We start from the raw sequence: 26,429 nt of genomic DNA on the forward strand, positions 1-26,429 counted from the left end.
CTAGGGAAGCCAGACTATGAGCCTTATGAGTAAGTTGATTGTTAAGCCAGGGTCAAAAATTCGCCTCGCTGACGTGGACCCTGACTTTCATGGTCCTTATAAATCGGAAAAGGATGCGCAAAAGCATCTTGATCAACAGTCCGCCAGCATCTCTGACCTGCAAAAGAAGCTCTATGCCGAGCGTAAACATTCCTTGCTGATTGTTTTGCAGGGCATTGATGCGGCCGGTAAAGATGGTACTTGCTGGCATGTGTTGCGTTCGATGAACCCGCAAGGCACCAATGTGCATGGTTTCAAGCAGCCGACAGCCGAAGAAAGCAGCCATGATTTTCTTTGGCGGGTGCATCCCCATGTACCGGCCGACGGCAACGTGGCGATTTTTAACCGTTCGCACTATGAAGACGTGCTTGTGCAGCGCGTGCACAAAATGGCGCCCGGCAAGGTCATTGAAAAGCGCTACGACTTGATCAATGCGTTTGAAAGCACCGTGCATTCGAATAACACGACGATCTTGAAGTTCTTCTTGTACATCTCGCCAGAGGAGCAGTTGAGAAGGTTTGAAGAGCGTCTGGATGATCCGATGCGGCAGTGGAAAATCAGCGAGGGTGACTATTCAGAGCGCGCCCTGTGGGACGACTACATCAAGGCGTATGAGGCGATGTTGAACAAATGTTCGACTGATCATGCGCCCTGGTATGTCATCCCGGCCAACCACAAGTGGTTCCGCAACCTGGCTGTCGGGAGCATTGTTGAGAAGACGCTCAAAGACATGAAGATGCAGTTGCCCAAACCTACGGTTGATCTCAAAGAAATCAGAAGGAAGTACCACCAGGCCAAGAAAGAAAAACTCTAAATCATTAGAGCGCCGCCCTGAAGGTTTTGAACGTTCAGGGCGGCGATGGCCAGGTCTGACATCTCATGGCGTTTCCTGTTGGTTGATCAGAGCAGGAAGCGCTATTGGCATTTAGCGGTTCACCTTATATCGGCCTGTGACGGGCTTCATTGCATTAGGCGTCGTTATGTACACAACCCTGCTCATTTTCTTCATGGTTTATTTGGTAATGGGTGTCGGTAAGCTGCCGGCATTTAACGTGGACAGAACGGGCGCTGCAGTCGTTGGCGCCCTGGCCATGATCGTAGCAGGAAGCCTTAGCCCGCAAGCCGCGTGGGATGCCATCGACTACCGCACCCTTGGGCTGTTGTTTGGCTTGATGGTGGTGTCGGGGGCGTTCACGGTCTCGGGGTTTTATGCCTGGGCTGCGGAGAAAGTCGCAACGCTGAAAATTACCCCGGTCGCGCTGTTGGCAGTCTTTATTGCCGTCAGTGCCGGGCTTTCGTCATTGCTGACCAATGACGTGGTGGTGTTGTCGATGACGCCGCTGCTGGTCAGCGTGGCGCTGGCACGGGGGCTTAACCCGGTGCCGTTTTTGCTGGCATTTTGTTTTGCGGCCAACTCCGGTGCCGCGGGCACTCTGATCGGCAGCCCGCAAAACATGATTGCGGCCCAAGCGCTTGATCTCTCGTTTAACGAATTCATGATTGCTGCAGGGGTGCCGGCGCTTTTATCGCTGCCGATCATCTGGTGCATCATCGCGTGGCAATACCGTGGCAAATGGACGCTGGAGCGTAAGACGGACAAAGCGGTTGTTCACCCTCCCGTACAGCTCGATAAAGTCGAAACGACCAAAGCCATCATCGTCGCCAGCGCCGTGATCATCGCCCTGGTGGCCGACATATGGCCGCGAGAACTGGTTGCCCTGGCCGGCGCGGGCATCCTGCTGGTCAACCGCAGCCTGGCTTCCAAAGACGTGCTCAAGCAAGTTGATGGCAACCTGTTGCTGCTGATTATCGGCTTGTTCATTTGCAACCAGGCACTCGCCAATACCGGACTGCCGCAATCGCTGTTTGACTGGCTGCGCCATGTGGGCATCGACGTTAACGACCCTATTTCGCTGTTTGTGGCCGGTTCATTGCTCAGTGATGTGGTCGGCAACAACCCGGCGGTCATGCTGCTTTCCCCATACCTGCACCCGGACAACAACGCGCAGTCGTTAGGTGCTGCAATTGCGTTGGGTACCGGATTTTCGAGCAACCTTATTATTTTCGGCAGCTTGGCCGGGATCATCGTCGTGGAACAGGCGGCGGGGTGCGGTATCAAGATCTCGTTCGGGTCATTCGCAAAGTCCGGGGTGCCGGTGACCTTGGTGACCTTGCTGATGGCGGGGCTGTGGATTGCGTTTTTGTGACGGGGAGGAGGGATTGCGGGGCTTCAGGGGCGGTCCTGCGGCCCGCATCGCAGCCTCGTGCCTCGGCAGCGACTACAGGGGAGTGGGGCGATGAGCTCTTTGTTAAGGGCACAAAAAAGCCGCGCAGTGCGCGGCTTTTAATGTGGTGGGCCCAGCAGGACTCGAACCTGCGACCAAGGGATTATGAGCCCGACTAAAAGTGCAGTGTTCATTATTTAAAACCAGCAAAATCAGGGTTTTTACTGGGTATTTGTTTATATGTGCAGAATAGAAATACCGGTAAATTGGACGGAAGTTGGACGGAAAAAAACCGAGGTACTGCACAACCTTTCAAAACCTTGTACTCAGTGCAATTGCCTCCGGCCTTACAAGACCCATATACGGCGCGGCTTAGCTACCTGATTGCACTACCCCATGGGTTTGCACAAAAACCCAACGCAAAGCCCGTCGGCGGGAGGGGGATAAGTGCTTTTTCTCCAAGAATTTTTATGGCGAAGCAAATTTTCTATCTCCAGCTCGCAAGTCCCGAATCAGGTCATCTCCCATCGTGGGTGGCTTTGCGCCATCATTTGTCGGACAATATTAAGATCCGATCCTGATACGTTAAGGATCCACAGGATGGGATATTGAATAAACGACGGAGCGGCATTTGGAATGTTAAAAAGCAAGGATCTAAGCCAACTGGATATTGACGGTGTTTTCTGTATAAGCCTTAAAGAACGTACAGACCGTCGTGAGTTGCTGGAAAAGGAATTCGAAGGAAGTGGTTTGCACATTGAGTTCCTGATAGTTGAACGTAACAACGAGAGCCCAGAGCGAGGCTGCTTCGAGTCTCATGTGACATGTGCAAAATTAGCGATTGAACGTAGCTATCGACGTGTGCTCATCCTTGAGGATGACGCAACATTGATGCAGTTCGAATCGGTCCAAGTACAACAGATAAACTCTTTCATGAGCCGTCATGATCCTGACCAATTTTACTTAGGGGCGAATCTCGGAAAGGTCTGGCTCACTTGGAATAAAGGGGTCGCACGGGTTCGCGCTAAGGGCACCCATGCTTACATCCTGTCCCGCAAGGGGTGCGAGCACTTGCTAAGTCATGCCCCCTACTCTGGTGTGGCAATTGACAAGGTGTACTCAAAGCACTTTAAAGCCTATATGTCCTTCCCGATGCTGAGCCAGCAACAGCCTGAAGAGGTAGTCGCAAGTGATGTACTTGCCGCCCGCTCAACCGACGGTACCTTCCCAGATGCCAAGTTCTGGAAGGAGAATTGGCGCAGGCAATACACTCAGGTATTTAAGAACATTGTGAAAACAGTGTTGTACCGTGATATGTAGGCAAAGAAAAACCCGCTTGTAGCGGGTTTTCTTTACTTGTCTAATTCACATTGTGATTGGTTTCAACTGCACTCCCAATGCCCTACTGGCAGTGCCTGCAGCTGCGAATGCGGCAGCGTTGTTAGGGGCTGGACTTGAGCTGTAGAGGTGGCCGGCCAACTGGCTGTTCATCTGTTCCACTAGGTCCAGCAGGTCACATAGCACCTGCAGCACATTGATCCCTTCCGATCCCAGCCAGGTCTTGGGCGCCTGCAGGCGCTGGCCATCCCCGGCCACGCTTTTGCGCAGCCCCTCGATCCGCTCTTGCATATCGCCACTGACGGTGGCGTTGTACTTATCCCCAACCACCAGATTCAGATCCCGGCCCGTGGCTTGGTGTAAATCATCCACAGCCGCTACGCTCATCGATCCGCCTGCTAGCAGTTTCACGGCGCCCATGGCTTCGATGGTTTTGACGCCGCCTACTGTCTCCTTTGAATGGTCGTCCACTTCTTGGATGTGGCTTTGATAGTGCTCCTGGTTGTCCAGGGCCTGGACTTCGCGATCGGCTGAAAAGTCCTGTATGCGACCGTCGGTTTGCCGCGACCAGTTGCCGTCGGCGTCCACGCGCTGCTGGGCGGTTTCGCTGTGCTGCCAGACTTGATCCCCTTTCGGCACTTTGGGCAGGCTCAGGCCGTGGGGCAGGATGGTCTGGATAAAGGGCTTGCTCGGCATGCCGTAGGCGAAGTTGACCACCACCATACTGCTTTCCCCGTACCAGCACCCGGACAACAACGCGCAGTCGTTAGGTGCTGCAATTGCGTTGGGTACCGGATTTTCGAGCAACCTTATTATTTTCGGCAGCTTGGCCGGGATCATCGTCGTGGAACAGGCGGCGGGGTGCGGTATCAAGATCTCGTTCGGGTCATTCGCGAAGTCCGGGGTGCCGGTGACCTTGGTGACCTTGCTGATGGCGGGGCTGTGGATTGCGTTTTTGTGACGGGGAGGAGGGATTGCGGGGCTTCAGGGGCGGTCCTGCGGCCCGCATCGCAGCCTCGTGCCTCGGCAGCGACTACAGGGGAGTGGGGCGATGAGCTCTTTGTTAAGGGCACAAAAAAGCCGCGCAATGCGCGGCTTTTAATGTGGTGGGCCCAGCAGGACTCGAACCTGCGACCAAGGGATTATGAGTCCCCTGCTCTAACCAACTGAGCTATAGGCCCTAAGTAAGCCGGGGATTATAACGATGGTTTCTTAGGAGTGCTATCCGAAAAATCTTAATTAGAGGTACGAAGAATTCTGCGTGCGAATTCTGTCGCATTTGAAGGCGTGCAGGCGCTGTATTGCCCACAAAGCAAAACCCCCGGCAGGGCCGGGGGTTTTGGGATCACTCGTCGAGGAAGGAGCGCAAGTGCTCGCTTCTCGTCGGGTGGCGCAGCTTACGCAGCGCTTTGGCTTCGATCTGACGAATCCGCTCACGGGTAACGTCGAACTGCTTACCAACCTCCTCAAGGGTATGGTCGGTATTCATGTCGATACCGAAACGCATGCGCAGTACTTTGGCTTCACGTGCCGTCAGGCCGCCGAGTACGTCGCGTGTCGCTTCTTTAAGGCTCTCAACGGTGGCTACATCGATTGGCGACTGCATGGTCGAGTCTTCGATGAAGTCGCCCAGATGGGAGTCTTCGTCATCACCGATCGGGGTTTCCATGGAGATCGGCTCTTTAGCGATCTTCAATACCTTGCGGATTTTGTCCTCAGGCATTTCCATGCGTTCGCCCAGCTCTTCCGGGGTCGGTTCACGGCCCATTTCCTGCAACATCTGGCGGGAAATACGGTTGAGCTTGTTGATCGTCTCGATCATGTGCACCGGAATACGGATGGTGCGGGCCTGGTCGGCGATCGAGCGAGTGATCGCCTGACGGATCCACCAGGTGGCATAAGTCGAGAATTTGTAGCCGCGGCGGTATTCAAACTTGTCTACCGCTTTCATCAAGCCGATGTTGCCTTCCTGGATCAGGTCGAGGAACTGCAAGCCACGGTTGGTGTACTTCTTGGCGATGGAGATCACCAGACGCAAGTTCGCTTCAACCATCTCTTTCTTCGCGCGGCGGGCCTTGGCCTCACCGATCGACATGCGACGGTTGATGTCCTTGATCTCAGCAACCGTCAAGCCGGTTTCTGCTTCCAGTGCCGACAGCTTTTGCTGGCAACGGATGATGTCCGGTTGCAGGCGGCCAATGGCTTCAGCGTATTTGCTTTTGCCTTTGGCCAGCGAATCGCTCCAGCTTTCGTCAACTTCGTTGCCCGGGAACAGGCGCAGGAAGTCGGCGCGTGGCATACGTGCATCACGTACGCACAGCTGCATGATGGCGCGTTCTTGTGCACGCAGACGCTCCAGGGCACTGCGAACACGCTCAACCAAACCTTCGAATTGCTTCGGAACCAGTTTGATCGGCATGAACAACTCAGCCAGGGCAACCAGTTCGATGATGGCTTGCTTGCTGTCGCGGCCGTGCTTTTTCAGCGCCTTGCGAGTGATTTCCATCTGATCAGAGACGGCACCAAAACGCTGGGCAGCAATGACCGGATCTGGACCGCTTTCAGCTTCTTCTTCATCGTCTGAAGATTCTGCGTCGTCATCGTCGCTGTCGTCGTCAGCTTTAGCAGCTTTGGCGTCGACAGGTGGCGGAACTTCTGCGGCAGGTGGCGTAATACCGTCGTCCGGGTCGATATAACCGCTCAGAACGTCGGACAGGCGGCCACCTTCGGTGGTGACGCGAGTGTACTCGGAGAGAATGTGGTCAACCGTGCCAGGGAAGTGCGCGATTGCGCTCATCACTTCACGGATGCCTTCTTCGATACGCTTGGCGATTTCGATTTCGCCTTCACGTGTCAGCAACTCTACCGTACCCATTTCACGCATATACATACGTACAGGGTCAGTCGTACGACCAATATCGGTCTCTACTGCCGCCAACGCTGCGGCTGCTTCTTCAGCAGCGGCTTCGTCGGTGTCAGCATCGGCCAACATAAGGGCGTCCGCATCCGGAGCACTCTCGTGTACGGGGATCCCCATGTCATTAATCATGCGGATGATGTCTTCCACTTGCTCCGGATCTGAAATATCTTCGGGCAGGTGGTCGTTGACCTCTGCGTAAGTCAGATACTTCTGCTCACGGCCGAGGGTGATCAACTCTTTGATACGAGACTGCTGTTGCGCTTTTCCGGACATAACACCCTATCCACTGAAGGTCTTGGCGGGCAAAAAACAAGCCGAGGATTATACCTTAGCTGTGACCTCACGCGCCAGTTGAGGTCGGGTTTGATGCAGGATTATTGCGACTCAAGAGGTCGCGTAACTGGTTTTTTTCCTCGGTACTAAGCTCGCCTTGACGTGCTTTTCGAAGAAGTTGCTCTAGATTTCGCTCACGTTGGCGTGCTGACAAGCTAGTTATGGTGTCGAAAAACTGTTGTTCAAGGTTGTCGGCGTCAATTAGCCATTCCTTTTCCAGCAATCGTTGTAACAATCGACCCTGCTCGGTGCCGTGCCAGCGCGACAGCAACTGAATAGAGCTTAGCTTAGGATTTTTCTGTACGGCTTCTACCAGAGCAATCAGTAGCTGATTATTGGTCTGGTCTTCTGCCGCAAAGTGCCCGGCGTCCTCAACTTTTTTTGCCAGTTGGGGATGGTGCAGCAGGGTGCGCAAGGCCGTTAGCGTGGGCGGTTCGACGCCGACGGGCACCCAGGCCTGCTCGCGCTCGGCACCGCGTTTGCCTTTTTTGTCCCAAGGTTTGTTTTCCCACTTTTTACCGCCAGCGCCAGGCTTTTTCGGGGTCCATTCCTGTTGGGGGATGTACACGTCCGGTTGCTGGAAGTCGCTGTAGTCGGGCATTGCGTCGTAATCAATGCCAGGGTCGTAAGCGGGTTGGGCCTGAGGTTTGACGGGCGCGCTTTGTGCCAGTTGGCTGACCATGTCGTGGGTCAGGCCGGTGATTTCGGTCAGGCGCTGACGCATCAGTGTGCGCAGGTTGGCGCCTGGCACTTTGTCGATCAGCGGTGCTGCCAGCGTGACCATGTGGGCTTTGCCCTCAAGCGACCGCGGGTCGGCTTCTTCGGTCAGTTGCTGGAAAAAGTAATCGGCCAGCGGTTGTGCGTGCTGATTGATGCGCGCCTTGAAGGCGTCGGTGCCTTCGGAGCGCACCAATGTGTCCGGGTCTTCGCCCTCGGGCAAAAACAGAAAGCGCGCACGGCGACCGTCCTGCAAGCACGAGAGGGTTGCTTCAAGGGCGCGCCAGGCAGCGTTGCGGCCAGCCTGATCGCCGTCAAAACAGAATAGAACGCTGGGCACCACGCGAAACAAGCGTTTCATGTGCTCTTCGCTGGTGGCGGTACCCAAGGTGGCGACGGCATTGCGCAGGCCTTGCTGGGCCAGCGCGATCACGTCCATGTAGCCTTCAACCACGATGATTTCATCGAGGCTGCGGTTGAATTTGCGTGCCTCAAACAGCCCGTAGAGTTCCTGGCCCTTGTGGAACACAGGGGTTTCCGGGGAGTTCAGGTATTTGGGTTTGTCGTCGCCGAGCACGCGGCCGCCGAACGCAATGATGCGGCCACGGCTGTCGCGGATCGGGAACATCACGCGGTCGCGAAAGCGGTCGTAGCGTTTGCCGGTCTCGGCGTTCTCCACCAGCAGCCCGGCGTCAATCATCGCCTTTTGCTGCAGTGTGTCGTTGCTCAAGTGCTTGAACAGGTTGTCCCAGCCGGGCGGGGCGAAACCGAGGCCAAAGTCGCGAGCGATTTCGCCGGTCAGGCCGCGGCCTTTGAGGTATTCGACGGCGACTTTTCGCGCAGGATGGCTCTTGAGCGCTTGCCGGTAAAAGTCGGCGGCAGCGGTCAGAAGCGGGTAGAGCGGTGAGTCGGTAGGTTGTCGTGGCTTGTGTGAGCGACCGCCTTCTTCTCGGGGGATCTCCATGCCGGCAGCTTTTGCCAGCTCTTCGACGGCCTGGGGGAAGTCCAGGTTGTCGTGGTCCATGATGAAGCCGAGGGCATTGCCGCCTGCGCCGCAGCCAAAGCAGTAATAAAACTGTTTGTCGGGGCTGACACTGAACGAGGGCGTTTTTTCTTTGTGAAACGGGCAGCAAGCCGTGTAGTTCTTGCCTGCTTTCTTCATTTGCACGCGCGAGCTGACGACATCGACGATATCGGTGCGGTTCAGAAGGTCGTCAATAAAGCTCTGGGGGATTAACCCGGCCATGGCGTTCTCGTCATCACGGAGCAGAAATTAACCCAGATGAGTGGCTTGGCATGATGGCGTGCACGCAGGTGCATGGCTCGATCGTGTGGCGTCTGCTCAGTCATTGTGGGGAAGTGTATCTGTCGAATCTCATCTGACTAGGGTTTTAATCAGTACGAATATGTTCGATAGGTGTTGCGCTCTGAGTCCGAATTGACCTGTGGTGGGTCTCGGGTGGCTCATAAGCAGGCACAGGAGAAGTACCTTGGGCTGATTATCTTGGGAGAATCAGGAAAAGTGTGCTCGTCGGTAGCCTTGTAAGGCTCGTCAGTAAAGACGTGCACCGCTGGTTGTTAAAACCAGGTCTGACGTGGTGTTACGCTTTGTCGCGGTCGCATCTGCGGCCTTGACGGTAGAGCATGTAACTTGCTGCAACTGCCTACGGCCCGGCTTTAGGCCGGGCTTGGCAGAAGCTTGCAACGAACGTCTGTGTATTAGTACAGACGAACGGCGCGGCGCTGCTCGCGCTGAACTTTCTTCGCGTGACGCTTAACAGCTGCTGCTGCTTTGCGCTTACGCTCAGAAGTCGGCTTCTCGTAAAATTCGCGGCTGCGAACTTCAGCCAGTACACCGGCTTTTTCGCAGGAGCGCTTGAAACGACGCAGAGCTACGTCGAAGGGTTCGTTCTCTTTTACTTTGACGGCTGGCATCCAGAGCTACCTTCATTCATTACCGGGGTCAACGTCCCAAGGCTAAATTGCGTTGTAAGACGTCGGTTTTTAAGGGTTGCGGATGTTAACCCCTCAACGCCCGGAATGCAAAGCCTCTGATCGAAAACCGCTGGTCGGGGGCGGGAGTGGCGACTATTATGCGCGCCTTCGAATTGAGCCTCAACAAGGCGTAAACCCATGCTAGTACTGGGATTAGAAACTTCCTGCGACGAAACCGGCGTCGCGCTATACGACAGTGAACGCGGGCTTTTGGCCGATGCGCTGTTCAGTCAGATCGACCTGCACCGCGCTTATGGCGGTGTGGTGCCGGAGCTTGCCTCGCGTGATCACGTCAAGCGCATGCTGCCCTTGATTCGTCAGGTGCTGGCTGAAGCCGATTGCGTGCCTACAGAGATTGACGCCATTGCCTACACGGCAGGGCCGGGACTGGTCGGGGCCTTGCTGGTCGGGGCTTCGTGTGCCCAAGCGCTGGCCTTTGCCTGGGGTATTCCTGCCCTTGGCGTGCACCACATGGAAGGCCATTTATTGGCCCCCATGCTGGAAGAGCAGCCACCAGAGTTCCCGTTCGTCGCTTTGTTGGTATCGGGCGGCCATACGCAACTGGTGCGTGTCGATGGCATCGGTCAATACGAGCTCTTGGGCGAGAGTCTGGATGATGCGGCGGGTGAAGCCTTCGACAAAACCGCCAAGATGATGGGGATGCGTTATCCGGGTGGCCCTGAGATCGCGCGGCTGGCTGCACAAGGGGTTGCCGGGCGTTTTGTGTTCCCGCGGCCGATGACTGATCGTCCGGGGCTGCAATTCAGTTTTAGCGGCCTTAAAACCTTCGCGCTGAATACTTGGCAGCGTTGTGTAGACGCGGGCGAGGATACGGAGCAGGCGCGTTGCGATATTTCGCTGGCGTTTCAGCAGGCCGTTGTCGAGACCCTGACCATCAAGTGCAAGCGTGCGCTGAAGGCTGCCGGGATGAAGCGTCTGGTCATTGCCGGTGGCGTGAGCGCGAACAAGGCGCTGCGTGAATCGCTCGAGAAAATGCTCGGCGAGATGAACGGTCAGGTGTACTACGCTCGCCCGGAGTTCTGCACCGATAATGGCGCGATGATTGCTTATGCCGGGTGTCAGCGTTTGCTGGCGGGCCAGCACGAAAGCCTGGCGATCAGCGTGCAGGCACGCTGGCCGATGGAGCAGTTGCCACCGCTGTAAGTGTTCAGAAATGCCGTTCGCGCCCAGCCATCAGGTCGCGTAGATTGCTGCGGTGCCGCCACACAATGAGCGTCGTCAGGGCGCTCATGGGCAGCAGCGCTGCAGGTTCTTGCCAGGCCAGCAAGGGCAGGGTGAGGGGGGCGGCAATCAGTGAGGCTAGCGAGCTCGTGCGGCTGAGCTGGAAGGTCAGCAGCCATGCGACAGCAGCCAGCAGCGCGGCGGGCGGATAAAGGCCCAGCAGCATGCCGGCAGCGGTGGCAACGCCCTTGCCGCCGCGAAAGCGGAAGTACAGTGGGTACATGTGCCCTACAACGGCGCAGGCGCCGATCCAGGCTTGTTGCTGGAGCGTGCAGCCCAGTTGATAGGCCAGCAATACCGGTAAAAGCCCTTTGCACAGATCGCCAAGCAAGGTCAGGATGGCGAGCTTTTTACCGGCCAGGCGCAACATGTTGGTTGCACCGGCATTGCCTGAGCCACTCATTCGCGGGTCGGGGTTTCCCGTCAGGCGGCTGAGCAAAATAGCGAAGGACATAGAACCAAGCAGGTAGGCGAGCATCGCCAGTAACCAAAACATGCTAACTATTCCGGGCAAGGACGCCCTGATTCTAACGGCGCATTGCGCCCTTGTCGTGCTGCGGAGAAGAGTGCTTGGACAGAGTGTTTATCGAAGGCCTGGAAGTTGACACCGTTATCGGTGCTTATGACTGGGAGCGCGGCATCCGTCAGTGCCTGCGGCTAGACCTGAGTTTTGCGTGGGATAACCGCCCGGCAGCGGCCGGAGACGACCTGACCCTGGCATTGGATTACGCCAGTGTGTCAGCGCGCATCCAGGCGTTTGCCGAGCAGGCTCAGTTCCAGCTGGTAGAAACATTTGCCGAGCGTTTGGCGCAGGTGCTGATGAGTGAATTCAATATTCCCTGGTTGCACCTCAAGCTGACCAAGCCCGGCGCCGTTGCGGCGGCCACAGGGGTGGGTGTGGAGATTGAGCGCGGATGCCGCTAACAGAGGTTTATCTCGGGCTCGGTAGCAATACCGAGCGTGAACGGCATTTGTGTGCCGGGCTGGACGCGCTTGCGGGCTTTTTAGTGGGCATGACGTGTTCGGCGGTGTTTGAAAGTCAGCCGGTGGGCATCAAAAGCGGGCCATTTTTCAATCTGGTGGTCGCGGCCAAAACCGATTTGCCACTGATGGAATTAAGCCGACGTTTGAAGTTGATTGAAGCGGATAACGGGCGTTATGCCCCGGATCGCAAAGGGCTGCCGCTGGATATTGACGTGTTGTTTTACGGCGATCTTAAGGGCGACTTTGAGTTCCTGACCTTGCCGCGAGCAGAAATTCTCAAGAATGCGTTTGTGCTTTGGCCGTTGTCGTTGATGGCGCCAGATAAGGTGCATCCGGTCGTGGGTAAAACCCTTGCCCAGATGTGGGCCGAAGCGCAGATCGACCAGGTATTGGCGCCTGTGGCGTTTGAGTGGCGGGGCGTGCAATTGACGCCGGCAGAGATGCTTTGATTTTGTAGGAGCAGCCGCTCGACGCTCGATTGCCTCGCGATCTTTTGATTGTTTAAAAGATCGCGAGGCAAGCTCGCTCCTACAGACGGTCAGTGTTTGGCGGCGTCTTTGTAGGCTTGCAGGGCCTTGAGCCGTTCGTGCTTGAGGGCTTCGCCCAGTTCGGGGCCTTTGAAGCCTTGTTCGATCAGCGGTTGTACGGTCACGCCTTGTGCTGCCAGGGCCGCGCCGCGCAGATAATCCGCCTGTGGGTAAGGGCGGTTTTCCAGGCCTAAACGCCCTCTGGCGTCCATTTCGCAGGCCACCACAAACTCCTCAAAACGCTGAGGGCGACGGTACACATCAAACCGCTGCAGCAACTCCAGCAATGTCGATGCCTTGAGCTCCAGGGCGCGATGGCCATGGGTGTGGTACTCGCCCACCAGCAGCGCCAGTTCCTGGCAATCTCTCGGTACTTTGTAGCGTTCGTTGACGGCTTTTATCAGACGCAGCCCTTTGTGCTCGTGGGCAATGTGTCGTGGCCACTGGCTTTCGGGTGTCAGCCCTTTGCCCAGGTCGTGCAGCAGGCAAGCCCAGCGCACGGTCAGCGGTTGGTGGTGCAAGGCGGCTTGTTCGAGCACGCTCAGCGTGTGCAGGCCGCTGTCGACTTCGGGGTGATGAACGGGAGGTTGTGGCACGCCAAACAAGGCGTTGACCTCTGGCAGCAGCACCTCAAGCGCGTCGCAACTGCGCAGCACTTCGATGAAAACCTGTGGGTGATCTTCCATGAGTGCGCGGGAGATTTCTTTCCAGCAACGCTCGGGCGTCAGGGCCTGCAGCTCGCCAGAGGCGGACAGTTGGCGCATGAGTTCCAGGGTCTCGGGAGCGATGCTGAAACCAAGCCCTGCATAACGGGCGGCAAAGCGGGCAACACGCAGGACTCGCAAGGGATCTTCGGCAAATGCGGTGGAAACGTGGCGCAGAATGCGTGCTTCTAAGTCTCGCTGGCCGTGGTACGGGTCGGTGATGTTGCCATCAGCGTCTTCGGCCATCGCATTGATGGTCAGGTCGCGGCGTATCAGGTCGTCTTCGAGGGTGACGTCGGGGCTGGCATGGAAGACAAAGCCACCATAGCCATGGCCGCTTTTGCGTTCGGTTCGGGCAAGTGCATATTCTTCCCCGGTTTTTGGGTGAAGAAACACCGGGAAGTCCGACCCTACCGGGCGATACCCTTTGGCGAGCATTTGCTCGGCAGTCGCACCCACCACCACCCAGTCGATGTCGGTGACGGGTTTGCCCAGCAAGCGGTCGCGCACCGCGCCGCCCACTTTATAGATCTTCATAAAAAGCCTCCGTTAGCGCGACAGGATAACCCGTGTGCCGCGTTAGCGGAGGCCGAAGTGGTTACAGGTGGACGGCGGACAAGTCCAGACGGCCGTAGTCGTTTTCACCATGCTCGCCTTTGGGCGGTACGTGCTGGACCTTCATGATCTGGTCGCCTTGCAGGGTCTCCAGATGGATATCGAAGCCCCACAGGCGGTGCAGGTGCTTGAGTACCTCGTCGGTGGAGTCGCCCAGTGGTTTGCGGTCATGTTGTTGATGGCGCAAGGTCAGGGAGCGGTCGCCGCGTCGATCAATGCTCCAGATCTGCACGTTGGGTTCACGATTGCCCAGGTTGTATTGCGCCGCCAGTGTTTCGCGGATGGTGCGATAACCGTTCTCGTCATGAATCGCAGGCACCAGCAGGTCGTCTTTTTGATCGTCGTCCATGATGCTGAAGAGCTTGAGGTCGCGAATGACCTTGGGCGACAGGTATTGCAGGATGAAGCTCTCGTCCTTGAAGCTGCTCATGGCAAATTTGATGCTGGTCAGCCAGTCGCTGCCTGCAAGGTCCGGGAACCAGCGCCGGTCTTCTTCGGTGGGGTGCTCGCACATGCGGCGGATGTCCTGGTACATCGCAAACCCCAGTGCATAGGGGTTGATCCCGCTGTAGTACGGGCTGTCAAAGCCTGGCTGGAAGACCACGCTGGTGTGCGAGGTCAGAAACTCCATCATGAAGCCATCGGTGACCAGCCCTTCGTCGTACAGGTCGTTCATCAGCGTGTAGTGCCAGAACGTGGCCCAGCCCTCGTTCATCACCTGGGTCTGGCGCTGCGGGTAAAAATACTGGGCGATTTTGCGCACAATGCGTACGACTTCGCGCTGCCAGGGTTCCAGCAGTGGCGCGTGTTTTTCAATGAAGTACAGGATGTTTTCCTGCGGCTCATCCGGGAAGCGGGCGTTGTCCTTTTCACTGGATTTGCCCACCCCTTTGGGGATGGTGCGCCACAGGTCGTTGATTTGCTTTTGCAGGTGCTCTTCGCGGTCTTTCTGGCGACGGCGTTCTTCTTCGGCAGAAATCGGATAGGGCCGTTTGTAGCGGTCCACGCCGTAGTTCATCAAGGCATGGCAGGAGTCGAGCAGGTCTTCGACGGCATCGATGCCGTGGCGTTCTTCGCACTGCATGATGTACTGCTTGGCGAACACCAGGTAGTCGATGATCGAGCTGGCATCGGTCCAGGTCCGGAACAGGTAGTTGCCCTTGAAGAAGCTGTTATGCCCGTAGCATGCGTGGGCCACGACCAGGGCTTGCATGCAGATGGTGTTTTCTTCCATCAGGTAGGCGATGCACGGATCGGAGTTGATCACGATTTCGTAGGCCAGCCCCATCTGCCCACGGCTGTAGGATTTCTCGGTACTCAAGAAGTGTTTGCCGTAGGACCAATGGTGGTAACCCAGCGGCATGCCGACGGACGCGTAGGCGTCCATCATTTGCTCAGCGGTAATCACCTCAATCTGGTTAGGGTAGGTGTCCAGCGCATAACGTTCCGCGAGGCGGCTGATTTCGCGGTCGTAAGCCTGGATCAGCTCAAAGGTCCACTCGGACCCTGTGGAAATGGGTTGGCGTTTATGCTCTTTGGCGGTCATGTGGCTAACCTGCGCTGGAAGAGTTCACGGAAGACCGGGTAGATATCGCCGGCCGAGACCAGTTGCTGTTGAGCGAACGTGTCGGGGAACGAATCTCTGATGCGCTCGTATTCGAACCAGAGCGCCTGATGCTCGCGCGGGGTGATCTCAACGTAAGTGTAGTACTGCACGAACGGCATGATCTGGTTGACCAGGATGTCGCGGCAAATAGGCGAGTCATCGTTCCAGTTGTCACCGTCCGAGGCCTGGGCCGCGTAGATGTTCCATTCATTGGCCGGATACCGCTCGGCCATGATCTCTTGCATCAGTTTGAGTGCGCTGGACACGATGGTGCCGCCGGTTTCCCGGGAATAGAAAAACTCCTCTTCATCGACCTCTCGGGCGCTGGTGTGATGGCGAATGAACACCACGTCAATCTTGTCGTAGTTCCGTTTCAGGAACAGGTACAAGAGGATGAAGAAACGCTTGGCGATGTCTTTGGTGGCCTGGGTCATGGACCCGGAAACGTCCATCAGGCAGAACATCACCGCCTTGGAGCTGGGGTTGGGTTGTTTGACCAGCAGGTTGTACTTGAGGTCGAACGTATCAAGGAACGGCACGCGGTGTATCCGCGCGCTGAGTTTCTCTATTTCGGCCTCGATGTCTTTGATATCGCCGAAGTTGTCTGGTTCTTCGCGTTTTAGCCGCTCAAGTTCAGCTTTGGCTTCTTTGAGTTTTGCCCGGCTGCTGCCGGACAGGGCAATGCGCCGTGCGTGGGCCGAACGCAGGGTGCGGATGATGTTGATGCGCGACGGGTTGCCTTCGTTGCTGATGCCCGCGCGCACGGTTTTGAAGGTGTCGGTGCCGGTCAGGTGGCGTTTGATCAGGTTCGGGAGTTCGAGGTCTTCGAACATGAATTCGAGGAACTCTTCCTGGGTGATCTGAAAGACGAATTCGTCCATGCCCTCACCGGAATTACCCGCTTTACCTGGACCGCCGCCCCCTCCGCCGCCCCCTTGCGGGCGCTGGATATGTTCGCCGCTGGTGAATTCCTTGTTGCCGGGGTGAACCGTGGTTTGCTTGCCACCACGACCGTGGTGAAGCACGGGCTCATCAATGTCGCGGCCCGGGATGCTGATTTGCTCGCCATGCTCCATGTCGGTGATGGAGCGATGGCCTACGGCCTCTTCGACCGCCTTTTTGATGTGGTCGCGGTAACGCCGCAGGAAACGCTGACGGTTTACCGTGCTTTTATTCTTGCCATTGAGGCGTCGGTCGATCACATAGCTCATAAGGCCCTCCGGGCAGCTTCAAGTTGTCAGCTGCAAGCTGCAAGTCGAAGCACAGCGCGTGTGTTTTCTTCTTGCAGCTTGAGGCTTGAGGCCTACAACTGCCTCACTGCGATTTTCTGACTCGCAGATACCACTCGGAGAGCAGTCGTACTTGTTTGTCGGTGTAGCCGCGTTCGACCATGCGGGTGACGAAGTCGTTGTGTTTTTGCTGGTCCTCTTTGCTCGCTTTGGCGTTGAAGCTGATAACCGGTAGCAAGTCCTCGGTGTTGGAGAACATTTTCTTCTCGATGACCACGCGCAGCTTCTCGTAGCTGAGCCAGGTCGGGTTTTTGCCATTGTTGTTGGCGCGGGCACGCAACACGAAGTTGACGATTTCGTTGCGGAAATCTTTCGGGTTGCTGATGCCGGCCGGTTTTTCGATTTTTTCCAGCTCTTCGTTGAGCGCTACGCGGTTGAGGATTTCGCCGGTTTCCGGGTCGCGGTACTCCTGGTCCTGAATCCAGAAGTCGGCGTACAGCACGTAGCGGTCGAAGATGTTTTGCCCGTACTCGCTGTAGGACTCCAGGTAAGCGGTCTGGATTTCCTTGCCGATGAACTCGATGTAGCGCGGTGCCAGGTATTCCTTGAGAAAGCGCAAATAACGCTCGCGGGTTTCCGCCGGGAACTGCTCTTGCTCGATCTGTTGCTCCAGCACATAGAGCAGGTGCACCGGGTTGGCAGCAATTTCGTGCGGGTCAAAGTTGAACACTTTGGAGAGGATTTTGAACGCGAAGCGGGTCGACAGACCGGTCATGCCTTCATCCACGCCCGCGCTGTCGCGGTACTCCTGAATCGACTTGGCTTTTGGGTCGGTGTCTTTGAGGTTCTCGCCGTCATAGACCCGCATCTTGGAGTAGATGTTGGAGTTCTCTGGCTCTTTGAGGCGCGACAGCACAGTGAACTGCGCAAGCATTTTCAGGGTGTCCGGCGCGCAATGGGCCTTGGCCAGCGAACTGTTGAACAACAGCTTGTCGTAGATTTTGACTTCGTCGCTGACGCGCAGGCAGTACGGGACTTTGACGATGTAAATCCGGTCGATGAACGCTTCGTTGTTCTTGTTGTTGCGGAAGGTGTGCCACTCCGATTCGTTGGAGTGAGCCAGCAGGATACCGTTGAACGGAATCGCGCCCAGCCCTTCGGTACTGTTGTAGTTGCCCTCTTGGGTGGCGGTGAGCAGAGGGTGGAGCACCTTGATCGGTGCCTTGAACATCTCAACGAATTCCATCAGGCCCTGGTTGGCCCGGCACAGTGCGCCCGAGTAGCTGTAGGCGTCGGCGTCGTTTTGCGGGAATTCTTCGAGTTTGCGGATATCGACCTTACCGACGAGGGCCGAAATGTCCTGGTTGTTCTCGTCACCGGGCTCGGTTTTGGCCACGCCGATCTGATTGAGGATCGAAGGGTAGAGTTTAACCACGCGGAACTGGCTGATATCACCACCGAATTCGGCCAGGCGTTTAGTCGCCCAAGGCGACATGATGGTGTTCAGGTAGCGTTTTTGGATGCCGAAGTCTTCTTCAAGAATCGCGCCGTCTTCGGTAGCGTTGAACAGCCCCAGCGGTGATTCAAAGACGGGTGAGCCCTTGATCGCATAGAACGGGACCTTCTCGATCAGTTCTTTGAGCTTTTCTGCCAGCGAAGACTTGCCGCCGCCCACCGGGCCGAGCAGGTAGAGAATTTGTTTTTTCTCTTCCAGGCCCTGCGCGGCATGGCGGAAGTACGACACGATCTGGTCAATGCACTCTTCCATTCCGTGGAAGTCGGCAAAGGCCGGATAGCGGCGAATCACTTTGTTCGAAAAAATGCGCGACAGGCGGGAGTTGGTTGAGGTGTCCAGTAGTTCCGGTTCACCGATGGCCATCAGCAGCCGTTCTGCAGCTGAGGCGTAAGCGCTTTTGTCTTGTTTGCACAGCTCAAGGTATTCCTGGAGCGTTAGCTCTTCTTGGCGTGTGGATTCAAAGCGTTGTTGGAAGTGGCTAAAAATACTCATGACGTCACCTCGCTCGATACGTGGAGCCGGCGATTGATCGGTCAGTTCGAGTGCTGGCATGCAGCAACGTTGCTGTTGCCGTGTACCCCCCAGGACACCATCAAGGCGCTTAACCCCTTGAAGTTACTACTGATGATCCATACACCGGTGTACCGGCTCTCCCCAGATTCGGATGGCCTGCGCTTAAGGATAGTTGGTAATCGGGGAGGTCAAGAAGAGATGCGCGAATAGTTGGCGCGACCGTTGGTCTGCAAGAGCGCCAGCCCGCTCAGGACGCGGGCTTGGGCGGATGAAAATATTTTTCGGGCTACTTATTCGGACGTTTCTGCGGGGTAGGTGGTGCGCCACAGTTCGAAGCCGCCATCGAGGCTGTAAACGTCAGAAAACCCTTGGCTGATCAGGTAAGCCGCTGCGCTTTGGCTGGAGTTGCCGTGGTAGCAGGTGACGATCAGCGGGGCGTCGAGGTCGGCTGCGCGGATGAAGTCAGCGATCGACTGGTTGTCCAGATGCTGTGAGCCGGTGATATGCAGGGCGGCATAGGTGGGCTGGTCGCGGATGTCGACGACAACAGCACCTTTTTCGCGCAAGGCTTGGGCTTGCTCTGGGGGAATGCGTTTGAATTCGGTCATGGGAGTTTCCTTTAGCCAGACAGCGCTTGCGAATCAGGGCGCGAGCGGCGGTTGCGAAGAGGGGGTTGGAGGGCAAAGCAGTTGAGGGGCCGGGTGCCCCTGCTCATCACAGTCGCAGCTCAGGCGCTGGCCGGTATCGACATTGAGCAAGGTCATCGCCCCGCCCCAGACGCAGCCGGTATCGAGTGCGAACACGCCAGGCTCAGAGCATTGGCCTTCAAGTGCCGCCCAGTGGCCAAAGATGATCTTGGTGTCCCGGGTTTTGCGTTCTTTGTAGCTGAACCATGGTGCAAAGCCCGGCGGCGCCGTACCCAGACCTTCTTTGCTCTTGAGGTCGAGTTTGCCGTCTCGGGTGCAAAAGCGCATGCGGGTGAAGTAGTTGGTGATGACCCGCAGGCGGGTGATACCGGTGAGGTCGCTGTCCCATTTGGCCGGATCGTTGCCGTACATGCCGTCCAGGAACGGCTTGATGAGGCTGTCATCGCGCAAGGCGTGTTCAACTTCACCGGCGTATTTTAGGGCTTTTTTCAGTGACCACTGCGGCGGTATCCCGGCGTGCACCAGCGCCGTATTGCGCTCGGCGTCGTAGTGCAGCAGCGGTTGCTGTCGCAGCCAGGTGAGCAGGTCATTGCAATCGGGCGCTTGCAGGATGTCGCGCAGCGTATCGCCCTTTTTCAGGCGTTCGATGTTGTAGGCAACCGCCAGCAGGTGCAGGTCGTGATTGCCCAGGACGCACACCACAGATTCGCGCATGCGGTAGAGAAAGCGCAGGGTTTCGAGTGATTCCGGGCCGCGGTTGATCAGGTCGCCCACCAGCCACAGTTTATCGTTGGCCGGGTCGAAGGCCACTTGCTCCAGCAGGCACTTGAGGGGCTGCAAGCACCCTTGCAGGTCACCCACGGCATAGACCGCCATCAGTGAAGCGCTCCAGGTACGGCCAGACGGAAGGGCTTGATGATAGCTTTGAACTGATGGCCGTCATTTGCCTGCATCAGGTAGCTGCCCTGCATGGTGCCCACTGTGGTGGTCAGCACCGAGCCGCTGCTGTACGTGTGTTGCTCGCCGGGCTCGATCAACGGCTGTTGCCCGACCACTCCGGCTCCGCGCACTTCTTCGACATGCCCGTCGCCATCGGTAATCACCCAATGCCGGGACAGCAGTTTGGCCGCCACGGTGCCTGTGTTGCTTACTGTAATGGTGTAGGCAAAGGCGTAGCGCTGATGCTCGGGTTGAGATTGTTCTGGCAGGTAACGCGTGACGACGCTGACGTCGATCACATAGCGGGGCTCATGCATGCGAGAGGCCTTACTGAAAAGCGCAGACAACGTTCGGAATAAAACAGCTGCCTGAGTCTAGGCTAGAGGGCGGGTGCCCGGCCAGAGGCTATGTCTGGTCCGGGCACCGTTTTTTCTCAGTAATCAGTCAGCAACGGGCGCGTTAGCCGCTTTTTCGCTGAGTGTGTCGGCCAGGCGCACGAAAGCGGCGAGGTCGAGTTGCTCCGGGCGCAAGCTGCCATCGACGCCGGCGGCTTCGATTTCGTCGTTGCTGAGCAAGGCTTTGAGGGTGTTACGCAGCGTTTTGCGGCGCTGGTTGAAAGCCTCACGTACCACGCGCTCCAGCAGGCGATGATCCTTGGCCGGGTGGGGCAGTACGTCGTGTGGCACCAGGCGGACAATCGCCGAGTCGACTTTTGGTGGCGGGTTGAAGGCGCCAGGGCCAACGTTGAACAGGTGTTCGACGCGGCAGTGGTACTGAACCATGATCGACAGGCGACCCCAGTCTCCGCCGCCAGGCCCTGCTGCCATGCGCTCAACCACTTCTTTTTGCAGCATGAAGTGCATGTCGCGGATCAGCTCGGCGTTTTTCAGCAGGTGAAAAATCAGCGGCGTGGAGATGTTATACGGCAGGTTGCCGACGACACGCAGTGTGCGTGGCGCAGCATTGAGCGTGGCGAAGTCAAACTTCAGCGCGTCGCCCTGGTGCAGGTTGAAGTTGCTCATGCCGGCAAATTGCTGATTCAGGATCGGGATCAGGTCTTTGTCCAGCTCGACAACGTCCAGTTGCCCGCCGCTGCTGAGGATGCCTTGGGTCAGTGCGCCCTGGCCCGGACCAATCTCCAGCAGGCGGTCGCCCGACTTGGCATTGATCGCGCGCAGGATGCGGTCGATAACGCCCGCATCGTGCAAGAAGTTTTGGCCAAAGCGCTTACGCGCCTTGTGTTGGTATTGCTCAGTCATAGTTGTGTCTCGGCCATCTGATAGGCGGTTTCCAGGGCGACTTGCAGACTGCCAGTGTCGATCTTGCCGCTGCCTGCCAGATCCAGGGCGGTGCCATGGTCGACAGACGTGCGGATGATCGGCAAGCCCAGGGTGATGTTGACGGCGGCGCCAAACCCTTTGTACTTGAGCACGGGCAGGCCTTGGTCGTGGTACATCGCCAGCACTGCATCGCAGTGCTCCAGATATTTGGGGGTAAACAGAGTGTCGGCAGGCAATGGGCCGCGCAGGTCCATGCCTTCGCTTCGCAGACGCTCCAGGGTGGGTTCGATGATGTCGATTTCTTCAAAGCCCAAGTGTCCGCCTTCACCGGCGTGGGGGTTGAGCCCGCACACCAGGATACGCGGTTGGGCGATGCCGAACTTGTGTTGCAGGTCGGCATGCAGAATTCGGGTTACCCGGGTTATGCGCTCAGGTGTGATTGCATCGGCCACCTGACGCAGCGGCAGGTGAGTGGTCACCAACGCGACGCGAAGCCCGCGCGTGGCAAGCATCATCACGACTTGCTCGGTGCCGGTCAGGTCTGCCAGAAATTCGGTGTGGCCAGAAAACGCGATGCCGCCTTCGTTGATCACGCCTTTGTGTACGGGCGCGGTGATCATGCCTGCAAAATCGCCTGCAACACAGCCAAGGGCTGCACGGGTCAGGGTTTGCAGTACGAACGGGGCGTTGGCTTTGTCCAATGTGCCTGCGGTGACAGGGGCATTGAGCGGCGTGTCCCAGACATAGAGGCTGCCTGCAGGTGCCGGTTGGTCGGGCCAGTTGTCCGGGCTGACGGGCAGCAAACTGACAGCCACGCCCAGTTGCGCGGCCCGCTCATGGAGCAGGTCGCGGCTGGTAATGGCAATCAGGGGATGTGGCTGGCGTTGCGAGGCGAGAAGCAGGCACAGGTCGGGACCTATGCCTGCCGGTTCGCCGGGTGTCAGTGCAAAACGCTGTGTTTTCACTGTGCTGGGTCTGCGCTCTCTGCCTGGTTGGTTGCGCCAGGGAGTTTGATTTCTACGTAGGCTTCGTCACGGATCTGACGCAGCCAGCTTTGCAGCTCTTCGTCGTACTTGCGGTTACGCAAGGCGTTCATGGCTTGCTGCTCGCGGGCCTGGGTGGTGCTGTCAGTGGAGCGACGGCCCAATACTTCCAGAACATGCCAGCCGTATTGAGTACGGAATGGCTTGGACAGGACGCCTTGTGGGGTTTCAGCCATGACTTCACGGAACTCCGGCACCAGCGCGTTCGGGTCGATCCAGTTCAGGTCGCCGCCGTTAAGGGCTGAACCTGGGTCTTCCGAATAGGTTTTGGCCAGGGTGGCAAAGTCTTCGCCCGACTGAATGCGGTCGTAGATTTTTTGTGCCAGTTCCTTGGTTTGCGCTTCCGTGCGGATTTCGCTTGGCTTGATCAGGATGTGACGAACATGAACTTCGTCGACCATCACGGTCTGGCCGCCGCGCTTGTCGAGCAGCTTGAGAATGATAAAGCCGCCAGGCGTGCGGACCGGAGGCGTAATGTCGCCTGTCGGCATGCTGCTCAGCATACGGTCGAACGGAGGTGGCAACTGGCCCGCTTTACGCCAGCCCATGTCGCCGCCATCCAGTGCGGTGTCGCTGCCGGAGCGGGCGATCGCCAGTTGGGCAAAGTCAGCACCTTGCTTGAGTTGCTTGTAGAGGTCTTCAGCCTTCTGGGCCGCCGCCTGGACAGCGCTTGAACTTGCGTTATCAGGCGTAGGGATCAGGATGTTGGCCAGGTGGTATTCCTCGGACAATTGCGCCTTGCCCAGGTCAGAGGCGAGGAAGTTTTTCACTTCCTGATCGGTCACCTGAATACGTTCGGCCACACGGCGTTGACGTACACGGCTGATGATCATTTCGCGGCGAACCTGCTCGCGCGCATCGTCATAGGACAGGCCGTCGTGGGCCAACGCCTGACGGAACTGATCAAGGGTCATGTTATTGCGCTGGGCAATGGTGCCGATGGCCTGGTTCAGTTCTTCTTCAGAGATACGAATGCCCGAACGCTCGCCGATCTGCAGTTGCAGGTTTTCGACAATCAGACGCTCAAGCACTTGTTGGTCCAGCACGCTGGCAGGGGGGACACCCTGCCCGCGCTTGGCGATGGTTTGCTGAACTTCGTGGACACGCTGGTCCAGCTGGCTCTGCATGATCACGTCGTTATCGACGATGGCCACCACCTTATCAAGGGGCTGAACTGCAGCGTGTGCCGCCGCAGTACCCAGGAACAATGCGCCCAATACTAGGGGGCGCAGACACTCAGAAAGCTTGATCTTCACGTTCACGATAACCTTGGATGCCTTTGTCGAGGAAGCTCTCTACTTTGGCGCCTGTAACGCCGCCGAGACCTTTCAGCACAATTTGAAGGAAGATCCCATGGTCGCCCTTTTCGTTTTGCGGGGCTTCTTGGGTGTATTCGTCGTTGGAAACCCAGTAGCGGCTGATCAGGCGCATTTTCCAGCAGCAGTTGTCGTACTCAAAGCCACCGAAGGCTTCCAGGGTACGGTTGCGGTTGTAATCGTACTGCCAGCGGCTGATGACGCTCCATTGCGGCACGAGCGGCCAGATCACCGAGAAGTCGTGCTGCTGGATTTTGTAGTAATCCTTGATGTAGCCAGGATCGCTCGGGGTCAGGTAGTCACCGCCAAACTGCCACTTACCGGTGTACTGGTTGTACACCACCTGGTCGTTGCGATAGCGATAACCCAGGTTGACGACCTTGTTCGGGTTGTCTTCTGGCTGGTAATGCATCATCGCGCTGCCAGAACGTGGGCTACGGGTTTCCGGGTCCCAGTTGTAGTCAGCAGTGGCACGCCAGTCGCGGTTGAAGCGGTAAGCGTATTCCAGTGCATAAGGGGACACACGTGACGTCGAGTCATCGCGATCGTCGCTCACGCCTGGTAACTGAACTTTGCGGTCTTTGAAGTAGTACGCCTGGCCAATGCTCACGCGTTGACGCTCAAAGCCGTTTTCTTCGATCCAGCGGCTGGTCAGGCCCAGCGACAGTTTGTTTTCGTCGCCGATGCGGTCAGAGCCGGTGAAGCGGTTGTCACGCCACAGCGAGGAGTAGCTGAAAGTACTTTCACCGGTGTCGAAAACAGGGATGTTCGCCTGGTCGCGCTCAGGCACATACAGGTAGAACGCCCTTGGTTCCAGAGTCTGACGGTAGTTGGTGCCGAACCAGTTGGTGTTGCGGTCGAAGTACAGGCCGCTGTCAACGCTGGCGATCGGTACGCTGCGGCTGACCGAGCTGTCGAACTTGTCGCCAGCCGTGACCATTTGCGTTTTGCCACGGCCATCAAGATCCAGGTCGTACTGGGTGTACGCGTACTTGAGGGTCGGGTTCACGAAGCCGTAGCTCGAAGTCATCGGCAACGACATGGCCGGCACGAGGTTCAGGCGTGTGCCGTTGGCGCGCGCCAGACCTTGTACGTTGTTATCCAGGCGCGGCGTGGTGACGCCGTATTCGTCGGTGTAGGTGCCGTTTTCCAGGTCGCGCTCAAACCGCACCAGTTCGGTGTTGTAGGAGAAGTTCACGCCACCCGGGTGATACGGCAAGCCACCATTGAAGGTGAGCTGTGGCATCTGGTTGTACGGCGTGACCTGGGTCACGGTCGCCAACTGGTAGGCGTGCACGTTCAGCTTGGCGGTAAAGTCATCGCCACGGTAGCTGACAGCCGCTTGCTGGTTCAGGTAGTCCTGGCTTTCGACGCCGACCTGATCACTTTGCAGATCCTGGAAGTAGTACGGATCGCTGATCTTGGTGTAGTCAACTTCGGTCAGCACGCGCGAATCAAGCCCGCCCTTGTGCTGCCAGTTGTACATGTAGCGGGTTTTTTCGTAGTCGGTCTGCAGCTTGCGATCGTCGTTGTCGTCGTTGAGGTACGCGGCACCGAACTGTCCTTCGCTGGACTCGGTCAGGTAGCGGAACTCACCTTCCATCAACAGACCGCGCTTGGTCATGTAGCGCGGGTACAACGTGGCATCGTAGTTGGGTGCCAGGTTGAAGTAGTACGGGGTCACGAGCGTAAAGCCGGTGTCGGAGCTGCTGCTGAAGGACGGCGGCAGGAAACCGGATTGACGGCGATCATCGATCGGGAAGTAAATGTACGGGGTGTAAAGGACAGGAATGTCTTTAACCCGCAGTGTCACGTTGGTTGCGGTACCGAAACCGGTGGCCGGGTTCAACGTGATGTTGTTGCCTTTGAGCTGCCAGGCGTTGCTGTTCGGTTCGCACGTGGTGTACGTACCGTCCTTGAGGCGGATGATCGCGTCTTCAGCACGTTTGGCGTAGAGCGCGCTGCCGCGAATACGCGACTTGTGCAACACGTACTCGGCGTTGTCGACCTTGGCGGCACCGGTGTCCAGCTGCACATCGGCGTGGTCGCCCACCAGCAGTGCACCGTTGTCACGCAGACGCACATTGCCGCTCAACTCGCCACGGCTCTCGGCCTGGTACAAGTTGGCTTCGTCAGCCTCGACCTGCATGCTGCCCTGGCGCATGACCACATCACCGGCCAGGGTCGCGATTTGCTCTTCCTGCTGGTAGCGGGAAGCTTTAGCGCCAATGAAGGTCGGCGAATCGCTTTTGCTGGTGGTGTCGCGCATGCCGGGACGCGTTGGCTCGATATAGGCGCCAGAGCAATACGGGCCGGTTTCAGCCAGTTGCGCCGGCGTGAGCTTGTCACGCGGGACCCAGTCAAGGTGGCTGTAGTCAGCACTGCGCGCCTTGAGGCCACGACCTTTGGCGGATGTCACCAGCGGGGTTTGCTCACCTTGCTCGCCCGACTCACCATTGGCTTGCGCCACGGTGCCGTTGTGCGACGGGCGTGGTGGCAATTGCGCAGTATTTGCTTTCGGCGCGCAATCCCAGCCACCCGAAGCCGATGCGGAACAGTCATACTGCTCCTCGGCAAATACGAATGGCACGGCTAGAGGTTGCATGGCCAGCAGACTGCCAGTTACCAGCAACGGAAATTTTTTACGAAACGCGGGGGATTTCAATGCCATCTTATTAGTCCGGGCTTCCTGCGTGCCATC

General features: G+C 57.4%; 22 protein-coding genes, 1 tRNA gene and 1 pseudogene. 7 read left to right on the forward strand and 17 right to left on the reverse strand.

The features are described from left to right. Positions 1-25: 25 nt before the first annotated feature. The 3 genes from ACJJU9_RS01860 (at position 26) to ACJJU9_RS01870 (ending at position 3,584) form a co-directional block, all read left to right on the forward strand. A complete protein-coding gene (locus ACJJU9_RS01860) occupies positions 26-853 on the forward strand; it encodes a polyphosphate kinase 2 family protein (RefSeq protein ID WP_273221292.1) in 828 nt (275 codons plus the stop codon). 166 nt (positions 854-1,019) lie between these two features. Further along, the gene (locus ACJJU9_RS01865) at positions 1,020-2,246 is read left to right on the forward strand and encodes an SLC13 family permease (protein ID WP_153331581.1); all 1,227 of its coding nucleotides are present in this window, start codon (positions 1,020-1,022) and stop codon (positions 2,244-2,246) included. Positions 2,247-2,900: 654 nt separating this feature from the next. Then, on the forward strand, positions 2,901-3,584 hold the full coding sequence (locus ACJJU9_RS01870; RefSeq protein WP_407729943.1) for a glycosyltransferase family 25 protein: 684 nt from the start codon (positions 2,901-2,903) through the stop codon (positions 3,582-3,584). 45 nt (positions 3,585-3,629) lie between these two features. On the opposite strand, the pseudogene ACJJU9_RS01875 reads toward ACJJU9_RS01870, so the two are convergent. Beyond that, positions 3,630-4,334: pseudogene (locus ACJJU9_RS01875) on the reverse strand (hypothetical protein); the annotation flags it as partial. On the opposite strand from ACJJU9_RS01875, the gene ACJJU9_RS01880 reads away from it, so the two are divergent. Continuing rightward, entirely contained in the window at positions 4,312-4,563 is a 252-nt protein-coding gene (locus ACJJU9_RS01880; RefSeq protein WP_407731038.1) for a hypothetical protein, read from the forward strand. The pseudogene ACJJU9_RS01875 and the gene ACJJU9_RS01880 overlap by 23 nt on opposite strands. A 143-nt stretch (positions 4,564-4,706) precedes the next feature. Here the strand turns inward: ACJJU9_RS01880 and ACJJU9_RS01885 are convergent. The 4 genes from ACJJU9_RS01885 to rpsU all read right to left on the reverse strand — a co-directional run bounded on the left by ACJJU9_RS01885 (position 4,707) and on the right by rpsU (position 9,507). Then, positions 4,707-4,783: transfer RNA gene (locus tag ACJJU9_RS01885), tRNA-Ile, on the reverse strand. A gap of 164 nt (positions 4,784-4,947) precedes the next feature. After that, entirely contained in the window at positions 4,948-6,795 is a 1,848-nt protein-coding gene (gene rpoD, locus ACJJU9_RS01890; RefSeq protein ID WP_153331580.1) for an RNA polymerase sigma factor RpoD, read from the reverse strand. Between the two features lie 67 nt (positions 6,796-6,862). Next, complete coding sequence (dnaG, locus tag ACJJU9_RS01895) at positions 6,863-8,818, reverse strand: DNA primase (protein ID WP_048372249.1); 1,956 nt, start codon at positions 8,816-8,818, stop codon at positions 6,863-6,865. 473 nt (positions 8,819-9,291) lie between these two features. Then, positions 9,292-9,507, reverse strand: coding sequence for a 30S ribosomal protein S21 (gene rpsU, locus ACJJU9_RS01900; RefSeq protein WP_002551877.1), 216 nt, complete (start codon positions 9,505-9,507; stop codon positions 9,292-9,294). Between the two features lie 198 nt (positions 9,508-9,705). Here rpsU and tsaD point away from each other — a divergent pair, with 198 nt between their 5' ends. After that, positions 9,706-10,731 carry a tRNA (adenosine(37)-N6)-threonylcarbamoyltransferase complex transferase subunit TsaD gene (tsaD, locus tag ACJJU9_RS01905; protein ID WP_048389613.1) on the forward strand — a complete coding sequence of 342 codons (1,026 nt, stop codon included), beginning with the start codon at positions 9,706-9,708 and terminating at the stop codon, positions 10,729-10,731. A 4-nt stretch (positions 10,732-10,735) separates the two neighbouring features. Here tsaD and plsY read toward each other — a convergent pair whose 3' ends face one another. Next, a complete protein-coding gene (gene plsY / locus ACJJU9_RS01910) occupies positions 10,736-11,305 on the reverse strand; it encodes a glycerol-3-phosphate 1-O-acyltransferase PlsY (RefSeq protein ID WP_048372243.1) in 570 nt (189 codons plus the stop codon). Positions 11,306-11,379: 74 nt separating this feature from the next. Here plsY and folB point away from each other — a divergent pair, with 74 nt between their 5' ends. Together folB and folK are read left to right on the forward strand one after the other, a co-directional pair. Further along, complete coding sequence (gene folB / locus ACJJU9_RS01915; RefSeq protein WP_048372241.1) at positions 11,380-11,733, forward strand: dihydroneopterin aldolase; 354 nt, start codon at positions 11,380-11,382, stop codon at positions 11,731-11,733. Continuing rightward, positions 11,724-12,242: a 2-amino-4-hydroxy-6-hydroxymethyldihydropteridine diphosphokinase gene (folK, locus tag ACJJU9_RS01920; protein WP_153367688.1), complete on the forward strand. Its 519-nt coding sequence runs from the start codon at positions 11,724-11,726 to the stop codon at positions 12,240-12,242. The genes folB and folK overlap by 10 nt, the downstream gene beginning before the upstream one ends. An 89-nt stretch (positions 12,243-12,331) precedes the next feature. On the opposite strand, the gene ACJJU9_RS01925 is transcribed toward folK, so the two are convergent. The 11 genes from ACJJU9_RS01925 to ACJJU9_RS01975 all read right to left on the reverse strand — a co-directional run bounded on the left by ACJJU9_RS01925 (position 12,332) and on the right by ACJJU9_RS01975 (position 26,399). Beyond that, entirely contained in the window at positions 12,332-13,561 is a 1,230-nt protein-coding gene (locus ACJJU9_RS01925; RefSeq protein WP_407729944.1) for a multifunctional CCA addition/repair protein, read from the reverse strand. 61 nt (positions 13,562-13,622) lie between these two features. Then, complete coding sequence (locus ACJJU9_RS01930; RefSeq protein WP_048372235.1) at positions 13,623-15,185, reverse strand: SpoVR family protein; 1,563 nt, start codon at positions 15,183-15,185, stop codon at positions 13,623-13,625. Beyond that, the gene (locus ACJJU9_RS01935; RefSeq protein ID WP_048372234.1) at positions 15,182-16,456 is read right to left on the reverse strand and encodes a YeaH/YhbH family protein; all 1,275 of its coding nucleotides are present in this window, start codon (positions 16,454-16,456) and stop codon (positions 15,182-15,184) included. Before ACJJU9_RS01935 ends, ACJJU9_RS01930 begins: the two co-directional genes overlap by 4 nt. A gap of 103 nt (positions 16,457-16,559) precedes the next feature. Further along, entirely contained in the window at positions 16,560-18,482 is a 1,923-nt protein-coding gene (locus tag ACJJU9_RS01940; protein ID WP_048372233.1) for a PrkA family serine protein kinase, read from the reverse strand. Between the two features lie 311 nt (positions 18,483-18,793). Next, on the reverse strand, positions 18,794-19,111 hold the full coding sequence (glpE, locus tag ACJJU9_RS01945; RefSeq protein WP_407729945.1) for a thiosulfate sulfurtransferase GlpE: 318 nt from the start codon (positions 19,109-19,111) through the stop codon (positions 18,794-18,796). 33 nt (positions 19,112-19,144) lie between these two features. Beyond that, a complete protein-coding gene (locus ACJJU9_RS01950) occupies positions 19,145-20,026 on the reverse strand; it encodes a symmetrical bis(5'-nucleosyl)-tetraphosphatase (protein WP_153367682.1) in 882 nt (293 codons plus the stop codon). Further along, positions 20,026-20,406 carry a Co2+/Mg2+ efflux protein ApaG gene (gene apaG, locus ACJJU9_RS01955; protein ID WP_048372227.1) on the reverse strand — a complete coding sequence of 127 codons (381 nt, stop codon included), beginning with the start codon at positions 20,404-20,406 and terminating at the stop codon, positions 20,026-20,028. The genes ACJJU9_RS01950 and apaG overlap by 1 nt, the downstream gene beginning before the upstream one ends. Before the next feature lie 123 nt (positions 20,407-20,529). Then, complete coding sequence (gene rsmA / locus ACJJU9_RS01960) at positions 20,530-21,348, reverse strand: 16S rRNA (adenine(1518)-N(6)/adenine(1519)-N(6))-dimethyltransferase RsmA (protein WP_048372225.1); 819 nt, start codon at positions 21,346-21,348, stop codon at positions 20,530-20,532. Then, entirely contained in the window at positions 21,345-22,334 is a 990-nt protein-coding gene (gene pdxA, locus ACJJU9_RS01965; RefSeq protein WP_048372223.1) for a 4-hydroxythreonine-4-phosphate dehydrogenase PdxA, read from the reverse strand. Before pdxA ends, rsmA begins: the two co-directional genes overlap by 4 nt. Then, positions 22,331-23,668 (reverse strand): peptidylprolyl isomerase SurA, encoded by a 1,338-nt coding sequence (surA, locus tag ACJJU9_RS01970; RefSeq protein ID WP_407729946.1) that lies wholly within the window; start codon positions 23,666-23,668, stop codon positions 22,331-22,333. The genes pdxA and surA overlap by 4 nt, the downstream gene beginning before the upstream one ends. Beyond that, the gene (locus ACJJU9_RS01975; RefSeq protein WP_407729947.1) at positions 23,649-26,399 is read right to left on the reverse strand and encodes an LPS-assembly protein LptD; all 2,751 of its coding nucleotides are present in this window, start codon (positions 26,397-26,399) and stop codon (positions 23,649-23,651) included. The genes surA and ACJJU9_RS01975 overlap by 20 nt, the downstream gene beginning before the upstream one ends. Positions 26,400-26,429: the final 30 nt, after the last annotated feature.

The sequence above is a fragment of the Pseudomonas helleri genome (genome assembly GCF_045830615.1).
Taxonomy (GTDB): Bacteria; Pseudomonadota; Gammaproteobacteria; order Pseudomonadales; family Pseudomonadaceae; genus Aquipseudomonas; species Aquipseudomonas helleri.